This is a genomic window from Corynebacterium callunae (assembly GCF_046592015.1).
In the GTDB taxonomy this organism is placed as follows: Bacteria; Actinomycetota; Actinomycetes; order Mycobacteriales; family Mycobacteriaceae; genus Corynebacterium; species Corynebacterium callunae_A.
In genome coordinates, this window is sequence record NZ_JAWVOB010000008.1 from 16,811 (window position 1) to 30,788 (window position 13,978).

General features: G+C 54.3%; 15 protein-coding genes. 6 read left to right on the top strand and 9 right to left on the bottom strand.

The window, feature by feature from the left end:
• Window positions 1-23 precede the first annotated feature (23 nt).
• Window positions 24-1,667, top strand: a complete 1,644-nt coding sequence (gene abc-f, locus SFC07_RS09630; RefSeq protein WP_411208038.1) for a ribosomal protection-like ABC-F family protein — start codon at window positions 24-26, stop codon at window positions 1,665-1,667.
• On the opposite strand, the gene SFC07_RS09635 is transcribed toward abc-f, so the two are convergent.
• The gene (locus tag SFC07_RS09635; RefSeq protein WP_411208039.1) at window positions 1,664-2,083 is read right to left on the bottom strand and encodes an OsmC family protein; all 420 of its coding nucleotides are present in this window, start codon (window positions 2,081-2,083) and stop codon (window positions 1,664-1,666) included. The genes abc-f and SFC07_RS09635 overlap by 4 nt on opposite strands.
• A gap of 41 nt (window positions 2,084-2,124) precedes the next feature.
• On the opposite strand from SFC07_RS09635, the gene SFC07_RS09640 reads away from it, so the two are divergent.
• Window positions 2,125-2,469 carry a zinc ribbon domain-containing protein YjdM gene (locus tag SFC07_RS09640; RefSeq protein ID WP_411208040.1) on the top strand — a complete coding sequence of 115 codons (345 nt, stop codon included), beginning with the start codon at window positions 2,125-2,127 and terminating at the stop codon, window positions 2,467-2,469.
• 6 nt (window positions 2,470-2,475) lie between these two features.
• Here the strand turns inward: SFC07_RS09640 and SFC07_RS09645 are convergent, their stop codons facing one another.
• Entirely contained in the window at window positions 2,476-2,946 is a 471-nt protein-coding gene (locus SFC07_RS09645; RefSeq protein WP_411208041.1) for a MarR family winged helix-turn-helix transcriptional regulator, read from the bottom strand.
• Window positions 2,947-3,076: 130 nt separating this feature from the next.
• On the opposite strand from SFC07_RS09645, the gene SFC07_RS09650 reads away from it, so the two are divergent.
• Window positions 3,077-4,267 (top strand): MFS transporter, encoded by a 1,191-nt coding sequence (locus SFC07_RS09650; protein ID WP_411208042.1) that lies wholly within the window; start codon window positions 3,077-3,079, stop codon window positions 4,265-4,267.
• Window positions 4,268-4,575: 308 nt separating this feature from the next.
• On the opposite strand, the gene SFC07_RS09655 is transcribed toward SFC07_RS09650, so the two are convergent.
• Genes SFC07_RS09655 through SFC07_RS09670 form a run of 4 tightly spaced genes read right to left on the bottom strand, consistent with a single transcriptional unit; the run spans window position 4,576 to window position 8,430 of the window.
• Window positions 4,576-5,661, bottom strand: coding sequence for a cysteine desulfurase family protein (locus SFC07_RS09655; RefSeq protein WP_411208044.1), 1,086 nt, complete (start codon window positions 5,659-5,661; stop codon window positions 4,576-4,578).
• Window positions 5,662-6,501, bottom strand: coding sequence for a carboxylating nicotinate-nucleotide diphosphorylase (gene nadC / locus SFC07_RS09660; RefSeq protein WP_411208147.1), 840 nt, complete (start codon window positions 6,499-6,501; stop codon window positions 5,662-5,664).
• Complete coding sequence (nadA, locus tag SFC07_RS09665; protein WP_411208045.1) at window positions 6,501-7,772, bottom strand: quinolinate synthase NadA; 1,272 nt, start codon at window positions 7,770-7,772, stop codon at window positions 6,501-6,503. Before nadA ends, nadC begins: the two co-directional genes overlap by 1 nt.
• 1 nt (window position 7,773) lies before the next feature.
• The gene (locus tag SFC07_RS09670; RefSeq protein ID WP_411208046.1) at window positions 7,774-8,430 is read right to left on the bottom strand and encodes an NUDIX hydrolase; all 657 of its coding nucleotides are present in this window, start codon (window positions 8,428-8,430) and stop codon (window positions 7,774-7,776) included.
• 122 nt (window positions 8,431-8,552) lie between these two features.
• Between SFC07_RS09670 and SFC07_RS09675 the strand changes: the two genes are divergently transcribed.
• Complete coding sequence (locus SFC07_RS09675) at window positions 8,553-9,473, top strand: DMT family transporter (protein WP_411208047.1); 921 nt, start codon at window positions 8,553-8,555, stop codon at window positions 9,471-9,473.
• On the opposite strand, the gene SFC07_RS09680 is transcribed toward SFC07_RS09675, so the two are convergent.
• The 3 genes from SFC07_RS09680 to SFC07_RS09690 are packed head-to-tail and all read right to left on the bottom strand — an operon-like array spanning window position 9,470 to window position 12,334.
• Window positions 9,470-10,087 carry an MBL fold metallo-hydrolase gene (locus tag SFC07_RS09680; protein ID WP_411208048.1) on the bottom strand — a complete coding sequence of 206 codons (618 nt, stop codon included), beginning with the start codon at window positions 10,085-10,087 and terminating at the stop codon, window positions 9,470-9,472. The genes SFC07_RS09675 and SFC07_RS09680 overlap by 4 nt on opposite strands.
• 8 nt (window positions 10,088-10,095) lie before the next feature.
• Entirely contained in the window at window positions 10,096-11,241 is a 1,146-nt protein-coding gene (locus SFC07_RS09685) for a DNA alkylation repair protein (RefSeq protein ID WP_411208049.1), read from the bottom strand.
• Between the two features lie 34 nt (window positions 11,242-11,275).
• Window positions 11,276-12,334: a biotin/lipoate A/B protein ligase family protein gene (locus SFC07_RS09690; protein WP_411208050.1), complete on the bottom strand. Its 1,059-nt coding sequence runs from the start codon at window positions 12,332-12,334 to the stop codon at window positions 11,276-11,278.
• A gap of 113 nt (window positions 12,335-12,447) precedes the next feature.
• Between SFC07_RS09690 and SFC07_RS09695 the strand changes: the two genes are divergently transcribed.
• Window positions 12,448-13,188, top strand: coding sequence for a hypothetical protein (locus tag SFC07_RS09695; protein WP_411208051.1), 741 nt, complete (start codon window positions 12,448-12,450; stop codon window positions 13,186-13,188).
• Window positions 13,158-13,976, top strand: coding sequence for a hypothetical protein (locus tag SFC07_RS09700; protein WP_411208052.1), 819 nt, complete (start codon window positions 13,158-13,160; stop codon window positions 13,974-13,976). Before SFC07_RS09695 ends, SFC07_RS09700 begins: the two co-directional genes overlap by 31 nt.
• The last annotated feature ends 2 nt before the right edge of the window (window positions 13,977-13,978 follow it).

Sequence of the window (13,978 nt, forward strand, 5' to 3'; positions counted from 1 at the left end):
CCCAGCAATGACACAATAGAGCCATGAACGAAACCCTCGTGGTGCATGACCTTGCTGGTGGCTATGGACACCGCACTCTATTTGACAACCTCAACCTCACAGTCGCAGCAGGTGATGTCATCGGGGTTGTGGGAGTTAACGGCGCTGGAAAATCAACCTTCCTGAAAATCCTGGCTGGGGTAGAAAAGCCCCTGGCCGGAAGCCTAACCCTTTCCCCAGCAGATGCCTTTGTGGGCTGGTTGCCACAGGAGCATGAACGCACCCCTGGTGAGACCATCGCAGACTATATTGCGCGTCGAACCGGCTGTGCTGCAGCCACTACCGCGATGGATGAATCCGCAGCTGCTTATGGCGAAAACCCCGAAGACGCTGAGCTTGCCGATACCTATTCTCTAGCTCTGGACCGTTGGATGGCCAGTGGCGCCCCCGATTTGGAAGACCGCATTCCCGTGGTTCTCGCGGAACTAGGCTTTGAGCTGCCGATTTCCACTCCCATGGAAGGTCTCTCCGGCGGTCAGGCAGCGCGCGTCGGTTTGGCAGCTTTGCTGCTGTCCCGCTTTGATATTGTGCTTCTCGACGAACCCACCAACGATCTTGACCTTGATGGATTAGAGCGTTTGGAGAAATTTGTCCAAGGCCTGCGCGGGGGAGTGGTGTTAGTCAGCCATGACCGCGAATTCCTGGCACGCTGTGTCACCAAGATTGTCGAGCTTGACCTCCACCAAAATTCCACCCATGTTTATGGCGGTGGATATGAGGCCTACCTGGAAGAACGCGCAGTCCTTCGCGAACATGCCCGCGAACAATATGAAGAATTTGCTGGCAAAAAGCAAGACCTCGTCTCTCGTGCGCGCGTGCAACGCGAATGGTCCAGCCAAGGTGTGCGCAATGCCATCAAAAAGGCGCCCGACAATGACAAACTGCGTCGCAATGCAGCCAGTGAATCAAGTGAAAAGCAGGCTCAAAAAGTTCGCCAAATGGAAAGCCGCATTGCTCGACTAGAAGAAGTTGAGGAACCTCGCAAAGAATGGAAATTGCAGTTCTCGGTGGGGCAGGCACCGCGCTCCAGTTCGGTAGTGGCCACCCTCAACAACGCCACCTTTGAGCAGGGCGATTTCACTCTGGGGCCGGTGTCAGTGCAAGTAAATGCCGGCGATCGCATTGGAATTACGGGCCCTAATGGCGCAGGTAAATCCACCCTTTTGCGGGGATTACTCGGCAAACAAGCACCAACCAGTGGTTCCGCCACCATGGGTACCAGCGTGCAGATCGGTGAAATTGATCAGGCCCGAGGCGTCCTTGATCCACATAAACCGCTGATGGAGGCCTTTGAAGATCAGGTCCCTGAGCTGCCGCTTAGTGAAGTCCGCACCTTGTTGGCGAAGTTCGGTCTTAATGCAAACCATGTGGATCGAGACGTCGACAAGCTTTCTCCCGGTGAGCGCACGCGCGCCGGGCTCGCCCTGCTGCAAATCCGCGGGGTGAATGTTTTGGTGCTGGATGAGCCCACCAACCACCTCGACCTGGAGGCCATCGAGCAGCTGGAGCAGGCGCTAGAGACCTATGATGGCGCGCTGTTGCTGGTTACGCACGATCGCCGGATGCTCAGCGCCGTCAACACTAATCGACGCTGGCATGTGGAGGCAGGTCAAGTTCAAGAGCTTTAATCGCCGAGTAATTCTGTGCGGACAGGGATTCCGGGTTTGAGGGAATTTTTCACCGCGCAGAGCTTGTCGATCTTCCGCAGCGCGCTTTCCTTAAGTTTTTCTTGCTTTGCCGCATCCAGCTCCCCAAAATCAACCTGCAGCTCAAAGATCAGCTCTGCAATCAATCCCTCGCGGATAGTCGCGCGCACGCTCGCCTCGGCATCAAAGTCTGTGCCCAGCGAGTGCGCCAACTGAGCTTCTGCTGCCAGAGCTGCACAACCGGCGAGTGCTGCTTCCAACAGCTCGCCAGGGGAGAAGGCATTGGGAGTGCCGGGCGGAGCAACACGAAGCTGAGCTCCGGTGTTATTGGTGATGGTGTACTCATCTGCTGCGGTACGGTGGGCGGTGATGGGAGATGCTGGATTATTTTTTGACATAACCCGCAGGTTAACACTGTGCAAGGTAGAATTTGCTACTTATGTCGCAACAATTGCCACCGTGCCCTGAATGTGCCGGTGAATATACCTATGAAGAAGGCGATCTACTCGTATGCCCCATGTGCGCACACGAGTGGGTAGAAACTGCCGATGATGCCACCCCAGCTGCAGTTATCAAAGATGCAGTGGGCAATATCCTGCAGGAAGGCGATCGTGTTTCTATTGTCAAAAGCCTCAAGGTGAAGGGTGGCGGAGCTATTAAAATTGGCACCAAAGTCACCGGCATTCACCTGCTTGAAGAGCCCGTGGATGGTCACGATATTGAAGCCAAGGTGCCAGGATTTGGGCATTTGCGTCTCAAATCCAGCGTGGTGAAGAAGGCTTAATTCCTTCTAAATCCGTGGCCAGGGTTGCCCGAGTTTCTCCTCGAGGCTTTCATTGTATTTTTTAAGCAGGCGAACATAGGTTTTGATCTCTTCCTCTGGCCAATCCGCGATCACCTTTGCATGTCCCTCGCTGCGTGCGGCTAGTTCCGCATGCAGCTTTTCCAAACCTTCAGCGGTAGGACGGTGGAGTTTTGCTGAGGCGCCGGGGACGTCGTCGACAAGCTCAATGAGGCCGTGGCCCATGGCGGCCTTGACCTGGCGGTGCACCGTTGAGGAATTAAGTCCAAAGGCCTCAGCAAGTTCATTGACGGACATTGGGCCTTGGGCTTCGAGACGGGCGAGCAGGACCAGTGCGCTGCGGTCCATGATTGCTTCGCGGCCGTAGGTGGGGAGGTCCTGGACGCTGAAGCGGGTGATGAGCATGTACTCATACGCCAGATCTTCATAAATGGTGTAGCCCTTTGACAAAATCTTCACTCCTAGCAGCAATCGATATAAATCGATACTAGCAGGCAAGTTGCATAATGCAATTGATCTGATAGCCTGTGAAGCGAACTAATTGCATCATGCAATTTCATTTATGCTGCATTTTTGAATAGGGAAAAATATGGATGAAGCAAAGCTTCTAAGTCCAACCTTTTGCATGGGTTGGATCGCAAACTTTCTGCAATTTTTGGTCTTCTATTTCCTGGTCACCACCATGGCGCTTTATGCCATCAAGGAATTCCAGGCCTCTGAAACGATGGGTGGCCTCGCATCCAGTTCCTTTGTTATCGGAGCTGTGATTGCCAGGGTGTTTTCGGGCTACATTATTGACCGCGTCGGCCGTCGACGCATTATGCTCCTCGGCGTAGTGGCAACAACCATTGCCTGTGCCCTGTACTTCTTCGCCGACTCTCTGAACCTGCTCATTGCCGTACGCCTTATCCACGGTATTGCTTATGCCTTTGCTGGCACCGCCATCATGGCCATGGTGCAGGAGATTATTCCTCCTTCCAGGCGCTCTGAGGGAACTGGCTACCTAGCCCTTGGCACCACTGTTTCCGCAGCTATCGGACCTGCCATGGCGCTTTTTGTGCTGGGTTCCTTCGACTACACCACGCTCTTTGGCGTTGTGATGGTTGTTTCCATCATTGGCCTTGGTGCAGCGATCTTCACCTATTTGAAGACCTCCGACCCAGCTGCCTCTGCGCCAAAGGTGCCTTTTAGCTTCTCCAGTGTGATCAATCCTGCAGTTGTACCCATCGCGATCTTTATGCTGCTTGTGGCCTTTGCCTACTCCGGTGTGATTTCCTACCTCAATGCCTATGGCGAAGAACGCGATGTCATTAGTGGCGCTGGCCTCTTCTTCATTGCCTATGCCATCGCGATGCTGCTTATGCGCTCTTACCTGGGTAAACTGCAAGACCGCCGCGGCGATAACATTGTTGTATTCTTCGGATTGGTATTCTTCGCCCTCTCCTTGGTACTGCTCGCATTCTCTCACCAGAACTGGCAAGTGGTTGTCGCCGGCGTTCTCGCAGGTCTAGGCTTTGGATCCTTAATGCCAGCTGCACAATCCATTGCCGTTGGGGTAGTGGATAGGACCCAATTTGGCTCCGCCTTCTCCACCCTTTTCCTCTGCGTGGATCTTGGCTTCGGCGTTGGCCCAATTATCCTGGGTGTCATTCTCGGCGCAACTGGATTTACCCAGATGTACCTCATCCTTGCCGGCGTCGTGGTCATTGCTGCGATCTTCTACCTTGCGACCCACGCTCGGACCCCGCGCGCTAAACAAGGATTTTCGTCAGTAGCATAAATAGCTACTTGTAAGCGCTTAGGGCTTTTGCAGAAAACGCCTTAAAACGCGAAATTGTGGCATGCGATTTTAGGAGCCGGGGGAGTTTTATTCAAGGAGTGTGCCAGAACCTACAAGCAGGTGGGGGAGAGGCTCCATCTTGTAGGATCTGGCACAAAAATGGATGCTTTTTCGTCCCAGAATCTACAAAAAACTAACCTCCGGCTAATTTTTGTAGGATTAGGCACACTTTTTCTATTTATAGGTCCGGCAGCGCTCGCCAGGCCTATTTTTTAGTGCTGGGGCACTCACCGTAGCACCGCGAGCCCCTAAGTAAAGCTATTTCTTACTGCCTCTACTGAATCCCGAAGCGCTCTCGCCACAAAGTCCACATCTGTAGCGGAATGAGAAGCAGAAAAAGTAAAACGCACAGAGGTTCGTGCTAAATCTTCGGCAAATCCGAGGGAAAGCAACACGTGGGAAACCTCTCCGGAACCGCAGGCACTGCCGGGTGAACAGATAACGCCGCGGCGCTCCAATTCCAAAAGCACAGTTTCGGCGCCGGTGCCTGCAAAAACAAAGGAAGCATGCCCCGGAAGTCGCATATTGGGATGGCCTGTGAGCTGGGCGCCCTCGATTTCCAAAGCGGCAGCGATAAAACCTGAAAGGTCCGGCATCTGCTCTTCCCTTGCCAAGCTTAAGGCGGTGGCAAAGGCGACAGCTCCGGCAACATTTTCAGTGCCACTGCGTCGACCTTTTTCTTGGCCCCCTCCGTGAATCACAGGTTCCAAAGGAGCTTTACACCAGAGCGCGCCGATTCCTTTGGGCGCTCCCACCTTGTGACCGGAAATAGAAATGGCAGAAACATCCAGGTCAAGGGGAAGATGTGTAGCTTGAACGGCATCCACATGGAATGGTGCTGAAGTTGCTCGGGCGAGCTCGGCAATGGGCTGAATGGTGCCGATCTCATTATTTCCATAGTGCACGCTGACCAAAGTGGTGTCCTCACGGCTGAGCTCTTTTAGCTCTGCTGCACTAACTTGTCCATAAGTATCAGGGGTAAGCATGCTGATCTCAAAACCATGGAAACGACGTAAATAGTCCAAGGATTCCAGTACTGCATCATGCTCCAAAGGCGTGCTGATAATGTGTCGACCCCGGGGATTCGCCAGCGCAATGCCCTTAATCGCCAGGTTATCGGCCTCGGTACCGCCCGCGGTAAAGGTAATTTGCGAGGCCCGTTTACCCATCGCCCGCGCAATGGTTTCCCGCGCGCCTTTGAGCCCCGCGGCAGCAGCCACGCCAAAGGCATGGGGGCTGGAGGGGTTGCCAAAGGTGCCGGTCAGGTAGGGCCACATCGCCTCAAGTGCTTCTCGACGAACCCCCGTGGTGGCAGCATTATCTAAATAGAGCATTTATACAACATCCAGCCCCAGGTCCAAGGCCTTAATCGAGTGGGTGAGCGCACCGACGGAAATAATGTCCACACCAGTGGCCGCGATTGCTGCCACAGTATCTAAGTTAACTCCGCCGGAAGCCTCTACCAAGGCCCGTCCACCTATGTGAGCCACGCCTTTTTCCAGGTCAGCAAGGGAGAAATTATCCAACATGATGGTATCCACACCCGCTTCGAGCACTGCGTCGATTTGGTCCAAGCGATCAACCTCGACCTCGATATGGGTGGTATGAGGTAATTTTTGGCGCAGTTGGATTAGCGCTTCGGTGACTCCGATTCCTGCAGCGAGCAGGCTTGCCAAGTGATTATCCTTCACCATGACGGCGTCGGAAAGCGTGGTGCGGTGGTTGAAACCACCGCCGTTGCGCACTGCCTGGCGCTCAATAAGGCGCAGGCCAGGGGTGGTTTTGCGGGTGTCCACAATGCGTGCCTTGGTGCCTGCGATGGCGTCTACGTAACGGCTGGTGGTGGTGGCAATCGCAGAGGTCCGCTGGACAAAATTTAGGGCGATGCGCTCGGCTCGCAAAATGGCGCGGGCACTGCCGTGAATTGCAGCAAGGGTTTCGCCGGCAGCAAAGCGCGCGCCATCCTCAGTGTAAAGCTCCACCTCGAGGGAAGGATCAACCAGCTCGAAGGCGGTGCGCAACAGGTCAACGCCACTAAAAACGCCAGGCTCGCGGGCCACTAATTGTGCGCTCAGGCCAGCACTTGCGGGGACCAGGTTTTCGGAGGTGATATCGCCCCAGGGGGCATCTTCGGCCAAGGCGGCGCTAACGAGAGCAGTGATATGGGCGTGCATCATTTGGTATTGCCATTCGCTAGGGGAACTACGGCCAGCATTCTTTCCAGCGCAATGCGGGCAGGATCGGCAGTGGCGGTATCGACGGTGATCTGGTTGATGATATTTCCTGCTACTAATTCCTCTAGTACCCAGGCCAAATAGCCGGGGTGAATGCGGTACATGGTGGAGCAAGGGCAGATGACTGGATCGAGGCAGAAGATTTTGTGCTGGGGATATTGTGCTGCCAGGCGCTGGACTAAGTTGATTTCAGTTCCCACGGCGAAGGTACTGCCGGCAGGAGCTGCTTGGATCGCCTTGACAATGAAGTCGGTGGATCCAGCGGAATCGGCGGCGTCGACAACTTCCATGGGTGATTCTGGGTGCACAATTACGTGCACGTCGGGGAATTCAGCGCGCGCCTTTTCAATCTGAGCCACATTAAAGCGCTTGTGGACCGAGCAAAAACCATGCCAGAGCAGGACTTTCGCCTCCTTTAGTGCTTCCACGGTATTGCCACCCAAGGGCTTATTGGGGTTCCAAAGTGGCATTTGGTCCAGCCCGATGCCCATGGCTTTTGCCGTGTTGCGGCCCAGGTGCTGGTCGGGGAAGAAGAGCACTCGCTGACCGCGTTCAAAAGCCCATTCCAGCACCGCGCGGGCATTGGAGGAGGTACACACAATGCCACCGTGTTCACCGACAAAGCCCTTGAGCGCTGCCGAGGAGTTCATATAGGTGACGGGAATGAGCACTTCATCGCCGTAAATTTCCGTGAGTTGCTCCCAGCAATCCTCGACAGAATCAAGATCAGCCATATCCGCCATGGAGCAACCGGCTGCCAGATTAGGCAAAATCACGGCCTGTTCGGGGGAGGAGAGAAGATCGGCGGTCTCAGCCATAAAGTGCACGCCACAAAAAACAATGGCCTCAGCTTCGGGGCGGGTTTTAGCAGCGCGCGCGAGTTGGAAGGAGTCACCCACAAAATCGGCATGAGCGATGATCTCATCACGCTGATAGAAGTGGCCCAGAATAACCACTCGATCACCGAGCGTAGCTTTGGCGTCGCGAATCTTCTGGTGCAGTTCTTCGTCGCTAAGCTGCTGGTAGCTGGCCGGCAGCACCTGCTGGCGCGGGGCATGCAGCGGAATAGGATCGCTTTGCGACGCCCCGGGGCCGTAGGTGCTGGGCATTGCGGGGGAGTCTAGGAACCAGGGGCCGTGCTTGAGGTCGGAATTGCAGCTGTCCCCACTTTGAATGGCGTGGTTGACAGAGGGATCAATGGTGGAGGTCATGTTAAGCCTGCTTCGGGTTTTTGTAGCGGAATATTTTGGGGGGTCGGTGCGGGGTGCCCGCGAGGACTTCGCCGGTATCGATGAGATCAGGTGAGGTGGCCATGGATCTTCGAAAATTAGCGGCATCAAGTTTGTGCCCGAGCACGGCCTCATGTACGGAGCGCAATTGGGAGATGGTGAATGTCTCGCCCAGGAAAGAATGCGCGATATCGGCATATTCCACTTTGGTACGCAAGCGTTTGAGGGCGTAGTTGACGATTTCATTGTGATCAAAGGCCAGTTCAGGCAGGTGATCGGCGGGAAACCACTCAACATTGTCGCCGGGAATGGCAGCGCTTACTTCATCGGCACGCACCAGCGCCCAATAGACTACGGAAATTACGCGGCCGGTGGGCGAGCGATCCAGTTGACCAAAGGTATAAAGCTGCTCCAGATAGCTGGGGTGCAGGCCGGTGGTTTCGGCCAGGGTGCGTGCTGCTGCTGTCTCGAGTTCTTCTGCAGGTGGCAGCCAACCTCCGGGCAGTGCCCATTTGCCCAGGTGAGGATCGCGGGTGCGGGGGACAAAAGGGGTCCAGAGGGAGGGGACGCCGTCGCTGCCGGGGCGCAGCGCAAAGATGACCGTGGAGACGGCCATGCGGATTGCGGCGGACTCGGACATCCACACCCCTTAAGGTCTAAGTGACTTTAACTAGCCAGTCATCTTATAGTCATTCCTACCCAAAGGGAAGGGGTTAAAATGATCCCTTAATCGTTAAAGCGAAAAATGATGGGCGGAAAACTGTGTTAGCTATACTTTTGGGGGTAGGCGTCGGAGCACTGATGCCGGTGCAGACCTCGATTAATAATCGGCTACGCTCCTCTGTTGGCGCACCGCTCTTAGCTAGTTTCATTTCTTTCCTCATCGGCACCTTGTCTTTGCTGGTGGTCACCTGGATTAGCAGCGGCAGCCCGATCCCAAACTTCGCGACCACAGCGGGCGAACCTTGGTGGATTTTCACCGGTGGCGCTTTGGGCGTGGTGCTGCTGACTGGAAATATCCTGCTCTTTCCCCGCGTAGGCAGCGTCCAAACTGTCATCTTGCCAATCAGTGGCCAAATCATCATGGGGCTGTTGATCGATACCTTCGGCCTATTCAACTCACCTCAAACTCCACTTAGCGCAGTGCGCTTTTTAGGCGCCGTGGCAGTCATGCTGGGCTCGCTCGCAGTGGTTGGCGTGGTCGGCGGCGGGCGACGTCGAGAAGCATCCTCGGGGCAGGGACCTGCAATCTGGCTATGGCGTGGATTGGGGATTGTGATGGGTATGTGCTCGGCGTCTCAGGTTGCGGTCAACGGCCGGCTGGGGCGGGCGCTGGGCTCGGCGGTGGAGGCGGCGCTGATTTCTTTTGCGGTGGGCACCTCAGTGCTATTTGTGCTGCTCCTGGTCACGCGCACCCGCTGGCGCGGCCTCGGCGCCGGCCCCAACCCCTGGTGGATGTGGCTGGGCGGCGTGCTCGGCGCGACAATTATTTTCAGCATGGCCCTGCTCGGGCCACTTATCGGTACCGGGGTCACCGTGGTGGTGACCTTGCTCGGCATGATGCTTGCGAGTTTGCTTATCGACGCAATGGGGTTGCTGGGTAGCCCCCGGCGCGCTGTTCGCCTCCCGCAGATTGTGGGTCTATTGGTGATTATTGCTGGTGTGGCGCTTATTCGACTCTAGATTTCGAAGGATTCTCCAACTTTAAGGGGGACATAGTTGGAGCCATATTCGCTGGCTAGGAGCGTGAGGAATTTCTTGTTGATGGCCAGACCGTAGTCATTGACGATGCCATCATGAATTCCGGCAAAATTGGTTGGGGTGTACTTCTTGAGGTAATCCTCAATGTCGAGCATTTTTAGCCAGGGGCCATTTACCGGCAGCAGTGCTAGTTCCACCGCTTTAATTGGCTGGAAGGCATCGCCTGGGTGTAGCACGCGGCCGTTGATGAGATAGCCGATGTTTTCACCAAGGCCCTGGGCGTGAATCAGGCGCGCATGTTTGGAACCGACAACCTCGATAGTGAAATCTCCAACGGTGAAGGTATGCCCATGATCGACAATGTGGACTTCAATATCTAAAGCATGTGCCACCGAGCGCGGCGCGTAGATGTCCATGCTTTGATCCAGGATTGTGGGATCGAGGTGATCTGGATGATTGTGGGTAAAGAGGATGGTCGCACCTTGAAGATCCGGGGCGCCGAAGCTACCTGGATCAATAATGAGCCGGGAGCTTCCACATTCAATTTCCACACAGGCATGAATATGGCGGGTGATTTTGATAGGTCCAGCGCTCATGGTGTTTCCTAAATTTCGGCTTTGGGGTCTGACTTCGTTTCGGCCCTCGGTGAGGCGCCGCTGAGCTCAAAGGGCAGCTCAGTGGATTGCTGACCATTTACCTGTAAAGCGACAGTATGAGTGCCATCGTAATAACGACGTGTGCTAATTGGCTTGAATGCATGCCTGCGACGCATCTGCTTCTTTTCCCCGGTTTGCAGTGTGAGGGTGGTGAGCTTAAAGGTTTTCGGGGTGCGAGTGCCATTAGCTTTGAGGTGGTAAACCACATAATCGATAGCAACCTGCGCGGTGTCTGCACCTTTATTGTGCAGTTCTGCGGAGAATTCAAGTTCTCCTGGGAAGCTGATATTTGGCGTGTGGAGCTCAAGGCGAGAGATTTCCACTGCTTGGCTACTAAAACCTAAAACTGCCAAGGCGCCGGGGTGTCCTTTTTTAATCAGCGTGCGTAAAGCATGCTTGACCAGTTTCTCGGTTTCTGGGGTAGAGGACTGCGACCATTCTTGTACGGTTTCCACAACAGCCTCTGGAATATCGCGGCTTAAATCATTGAGATGATTGGCCACAGATCTGCGCACATCCTCAGATTCATCTTGATATAGCGCGTGCAGAATCGGCAGCGTGATCCCATGATTTTCCTGCAACTGAGGAATACGCAAGGCCCAAGGCAAATAGGGGCGTGTGCCTTCCGAGGCTAATCGACGGACGTGTTCATCTGCTGATTGCGCCCAGGTTTGGGCCTTTTTTAAAGTGCGCGTGACATCAGCGCGCAGCATGAGGCGTAGGGCAAACTCAGCACTAAGGCGCGAGGTTAAGGATGCCAACAGGTCAAGGCCCTCTTCAAAAGCTTGTGAGTTGTCCGCCTCAATGGCGCGCCGGGCTACGGCAACGGTAATTGGCCACACCATCCAACCATCGAGCCCGGGTTCGGCGTCGCGGGCTTTTAGGATGATGTTGCGGAAAGTTGCCCACTGCTGTGGAGTATCCGCCAAAATTGCATCGGCAATGTGATCGCTGCGTTCCCTCAGCGCAAGGCCCTTTAGGTTTTGGCTGGCGACGGCTAGTTGTGGGAATTCACCGGCGGGGTAGGCGTGATCAAGAATCTCGTGGAGATCGGTGACAACGCCTTTTCCCAATAACTCATCTGCAGTGGGCATTATTTTCCTTGAACGTGATGGTGTGAGCGTTGACTTAAGGGACGCGCTTGGTCCAGGCTTCGGTGGCGTATTTTTTGTCCACCAATTCCTGGGCTGCTGCTAGGTCCGCTTCACTAAGTTCTGCAGCCTGTGCACCGTAACGGGTTGCGAAGGTCTGCTTGAGGGTCTCAATAATCTCAGCGCGGGTGGCACCGGTTTGGCGGCGCAGTGGATCAACGCGCTTTTTAGCACTGCGAGTTCCCTTGTCAGAGATCTTTACCTTGCCAATGCGCAAGACCTGGGTCATCATGTCCGCATCAATGTCATAAGACATGGTCACATGGTGAAGGACAGCTCCACTGCGACGCTTTTGGGCAGCACCACCAATTTTGCCACCGGTGGAGGTGATGTCATTAATGGGAACATACCAAGCATCAACACCATGTGCCTTCAGTGCAGCGAGCACCCAGCGGTCCAGATATTCATAGGACTGTTCATAACTAAGGCCTGCAACCAGAGATTCTGGAGCATAAAGGGAATAAGTAATGCAGTTTCCGCCCTCCATAAACATGGCTCCACCACCAGAGATACGGCGTACCACGGTAACCTCATGCTCGGCGACACCAGCAGGATTAATTTCATTGACATAGGACTGGTAACTACCAATGACGGTAGCGCGGTCATTCCAATTCCAAATGCGCATGGTTGGGCCACGTTGTCCGCTAACTACCTGGTCGAGCAGGAGCGCATCGAGGGCCACGTTTACTGGAGTGGGGAGTGGGCCTGGATCGAGAATTTCCCATTCAAAATCTGTGAAGTCTTTGGCTCCACTCACCGCACGGCGTACCGCTTGGGCGATATCGGCGCTGGAAAAACCATGCAATTCGACGCCGTCAAATTTGGCGAGGGTGGCATCAATTTTGGCAGCTAATTCTTGAGCGCTATCCGAAGTTGATGCGCCTTTAAGGGATTGGCCAATAGCAAAAAATGCTTCATCAGGTTCGAGGAAAAAATCTCCCGAAACTTGGACGTCATTAATAATGTCTTCGGTGGTGGTGACATCCGCGACCACCAATTTTCCGCCCGGAACTTTGATTTCGAAATGATGTTTCATTTCTCCAATAATACGCCGGATTTATAGAAGGTGAGCTTCAGCTAACTAAGGTTGCACTGGGATCGATTAAGCTACCTTAGCGCCGAAGAAAAACCTGCTTTATTCTGGATATCATGGCAGAAATACTTGGAGATAATACGCTTCTGACGCTGTTTCTGGTCATTGCGCTGGGAACAATTTTTGGAGCCATCCCTTTTGGCCCCATTCGATTTGGTGCAGCTGGAGCTCTCTTTGTGGGCTTTGCTTTTGGCGCTTTTGCGGATTTACCCTCCGAGACTCTGACGCTTTTCCAAGATTTAGGACTCGGCCTTTTCGTTTATATGGTCGGATTGGAAGCAGGCGAGACCTTCTTTAAAGATCTCAAACAACAAATGGGCATGATGGCAGCCTCTGTTGCAGCTGTCACCATTGGCGCTGTGGTGGCAGTGGTTGCCGGCGGTCTAATGGGAATTGCTCGCGAGGTTTCTGTTGGTGTGTTCTCAGGTGCTTTGACCTCGACACCTTCCCTGACACTTGCGCAGGAACAAACGGGATCAGATCTTCCGGCTGTGGGTTATTCTCTGGGCTACCTAACCAGCGTGGTACTGGCCATTTTGCTGGTTGCCTTTTCAATCGGACGCTCTTGGCGCGCTAAGCATGACCAAGAAAATGCCAATGAAAAGATCTTGGTGCGTGCTCGCGTTTCTGTGACCAAGGACGTGGATATGGCGGAATTGGAAGACAAGTGGTCTGAGCAATTCCAGGTTGCAACAGTGCGTCGAAAAGGCACCACCCGCATTGTTGGCGATACCTCCGATGTACAAAAGGCGATATTGTCTCGCTCATGGCGACCAAAGCTGCATTGCCAGAATTGATCAAAGCGATGGGTCGACGTACCCCAACCTTGCCGGGCCGTGACAAATATGTTTCCTTGCAGCGTTTCCGTATTAGTAACCGCGATATTGCAGGCAACCAGGTGGGCAATCTTCCACTCTTTGATCTATATAACGCCACCATCACCAAGATCCGACGCGGCGATGAGGAATTCCTGCCTACTGATGAGTCCTACTTGGAGTACGGCGACATTGTAGAAGTTGTCTATCCAGGCTCTCGCCATGAGGAACTAACAACCTACTTTGGTGACTCCATTCAGTCCATTTCTGAGTTGGACTGGGTAGCTACTGCTGGTGGTTTGGCGATCGGTTTCCTCGTGACTCTTATTGAGATTCCTTTGCCTGGCGGCTCTTCCTTTGCGCTCGGTGCAGCAGCAGGACCGCTTATCGCTATTTTGATTTTGGGTGCTTTGCAAAGAACCGGTCAGGTTGCCTGGCAGCTGCCACGTTCAGCCAACTACACTCTGCGTCAATTCGGCCTCATGTTATTCCTGGCAGCAGTCGGCGTGGCCTCAGGCGCGGCCTTTGCAAGTTCCGCATTCACCATGCAAGGCCTCATTGCTATTGCACTGGCGGTGGCAGTTTCGGTGGCTGGTTGTGGATCCTTCCTCTTTTTTGCATGGTTAATGGGAAAATCTGCGCCCCGTGCCAATGGTGGCGTGGCAGGTCTACTGGGACAACCTGCCGTGCTGCAATACGCCCTCGAGCATTCATCCGACTCCCGCATCATGTCGGGATATACGGCTACATTTGCGGTGACCTTGATCTAGCA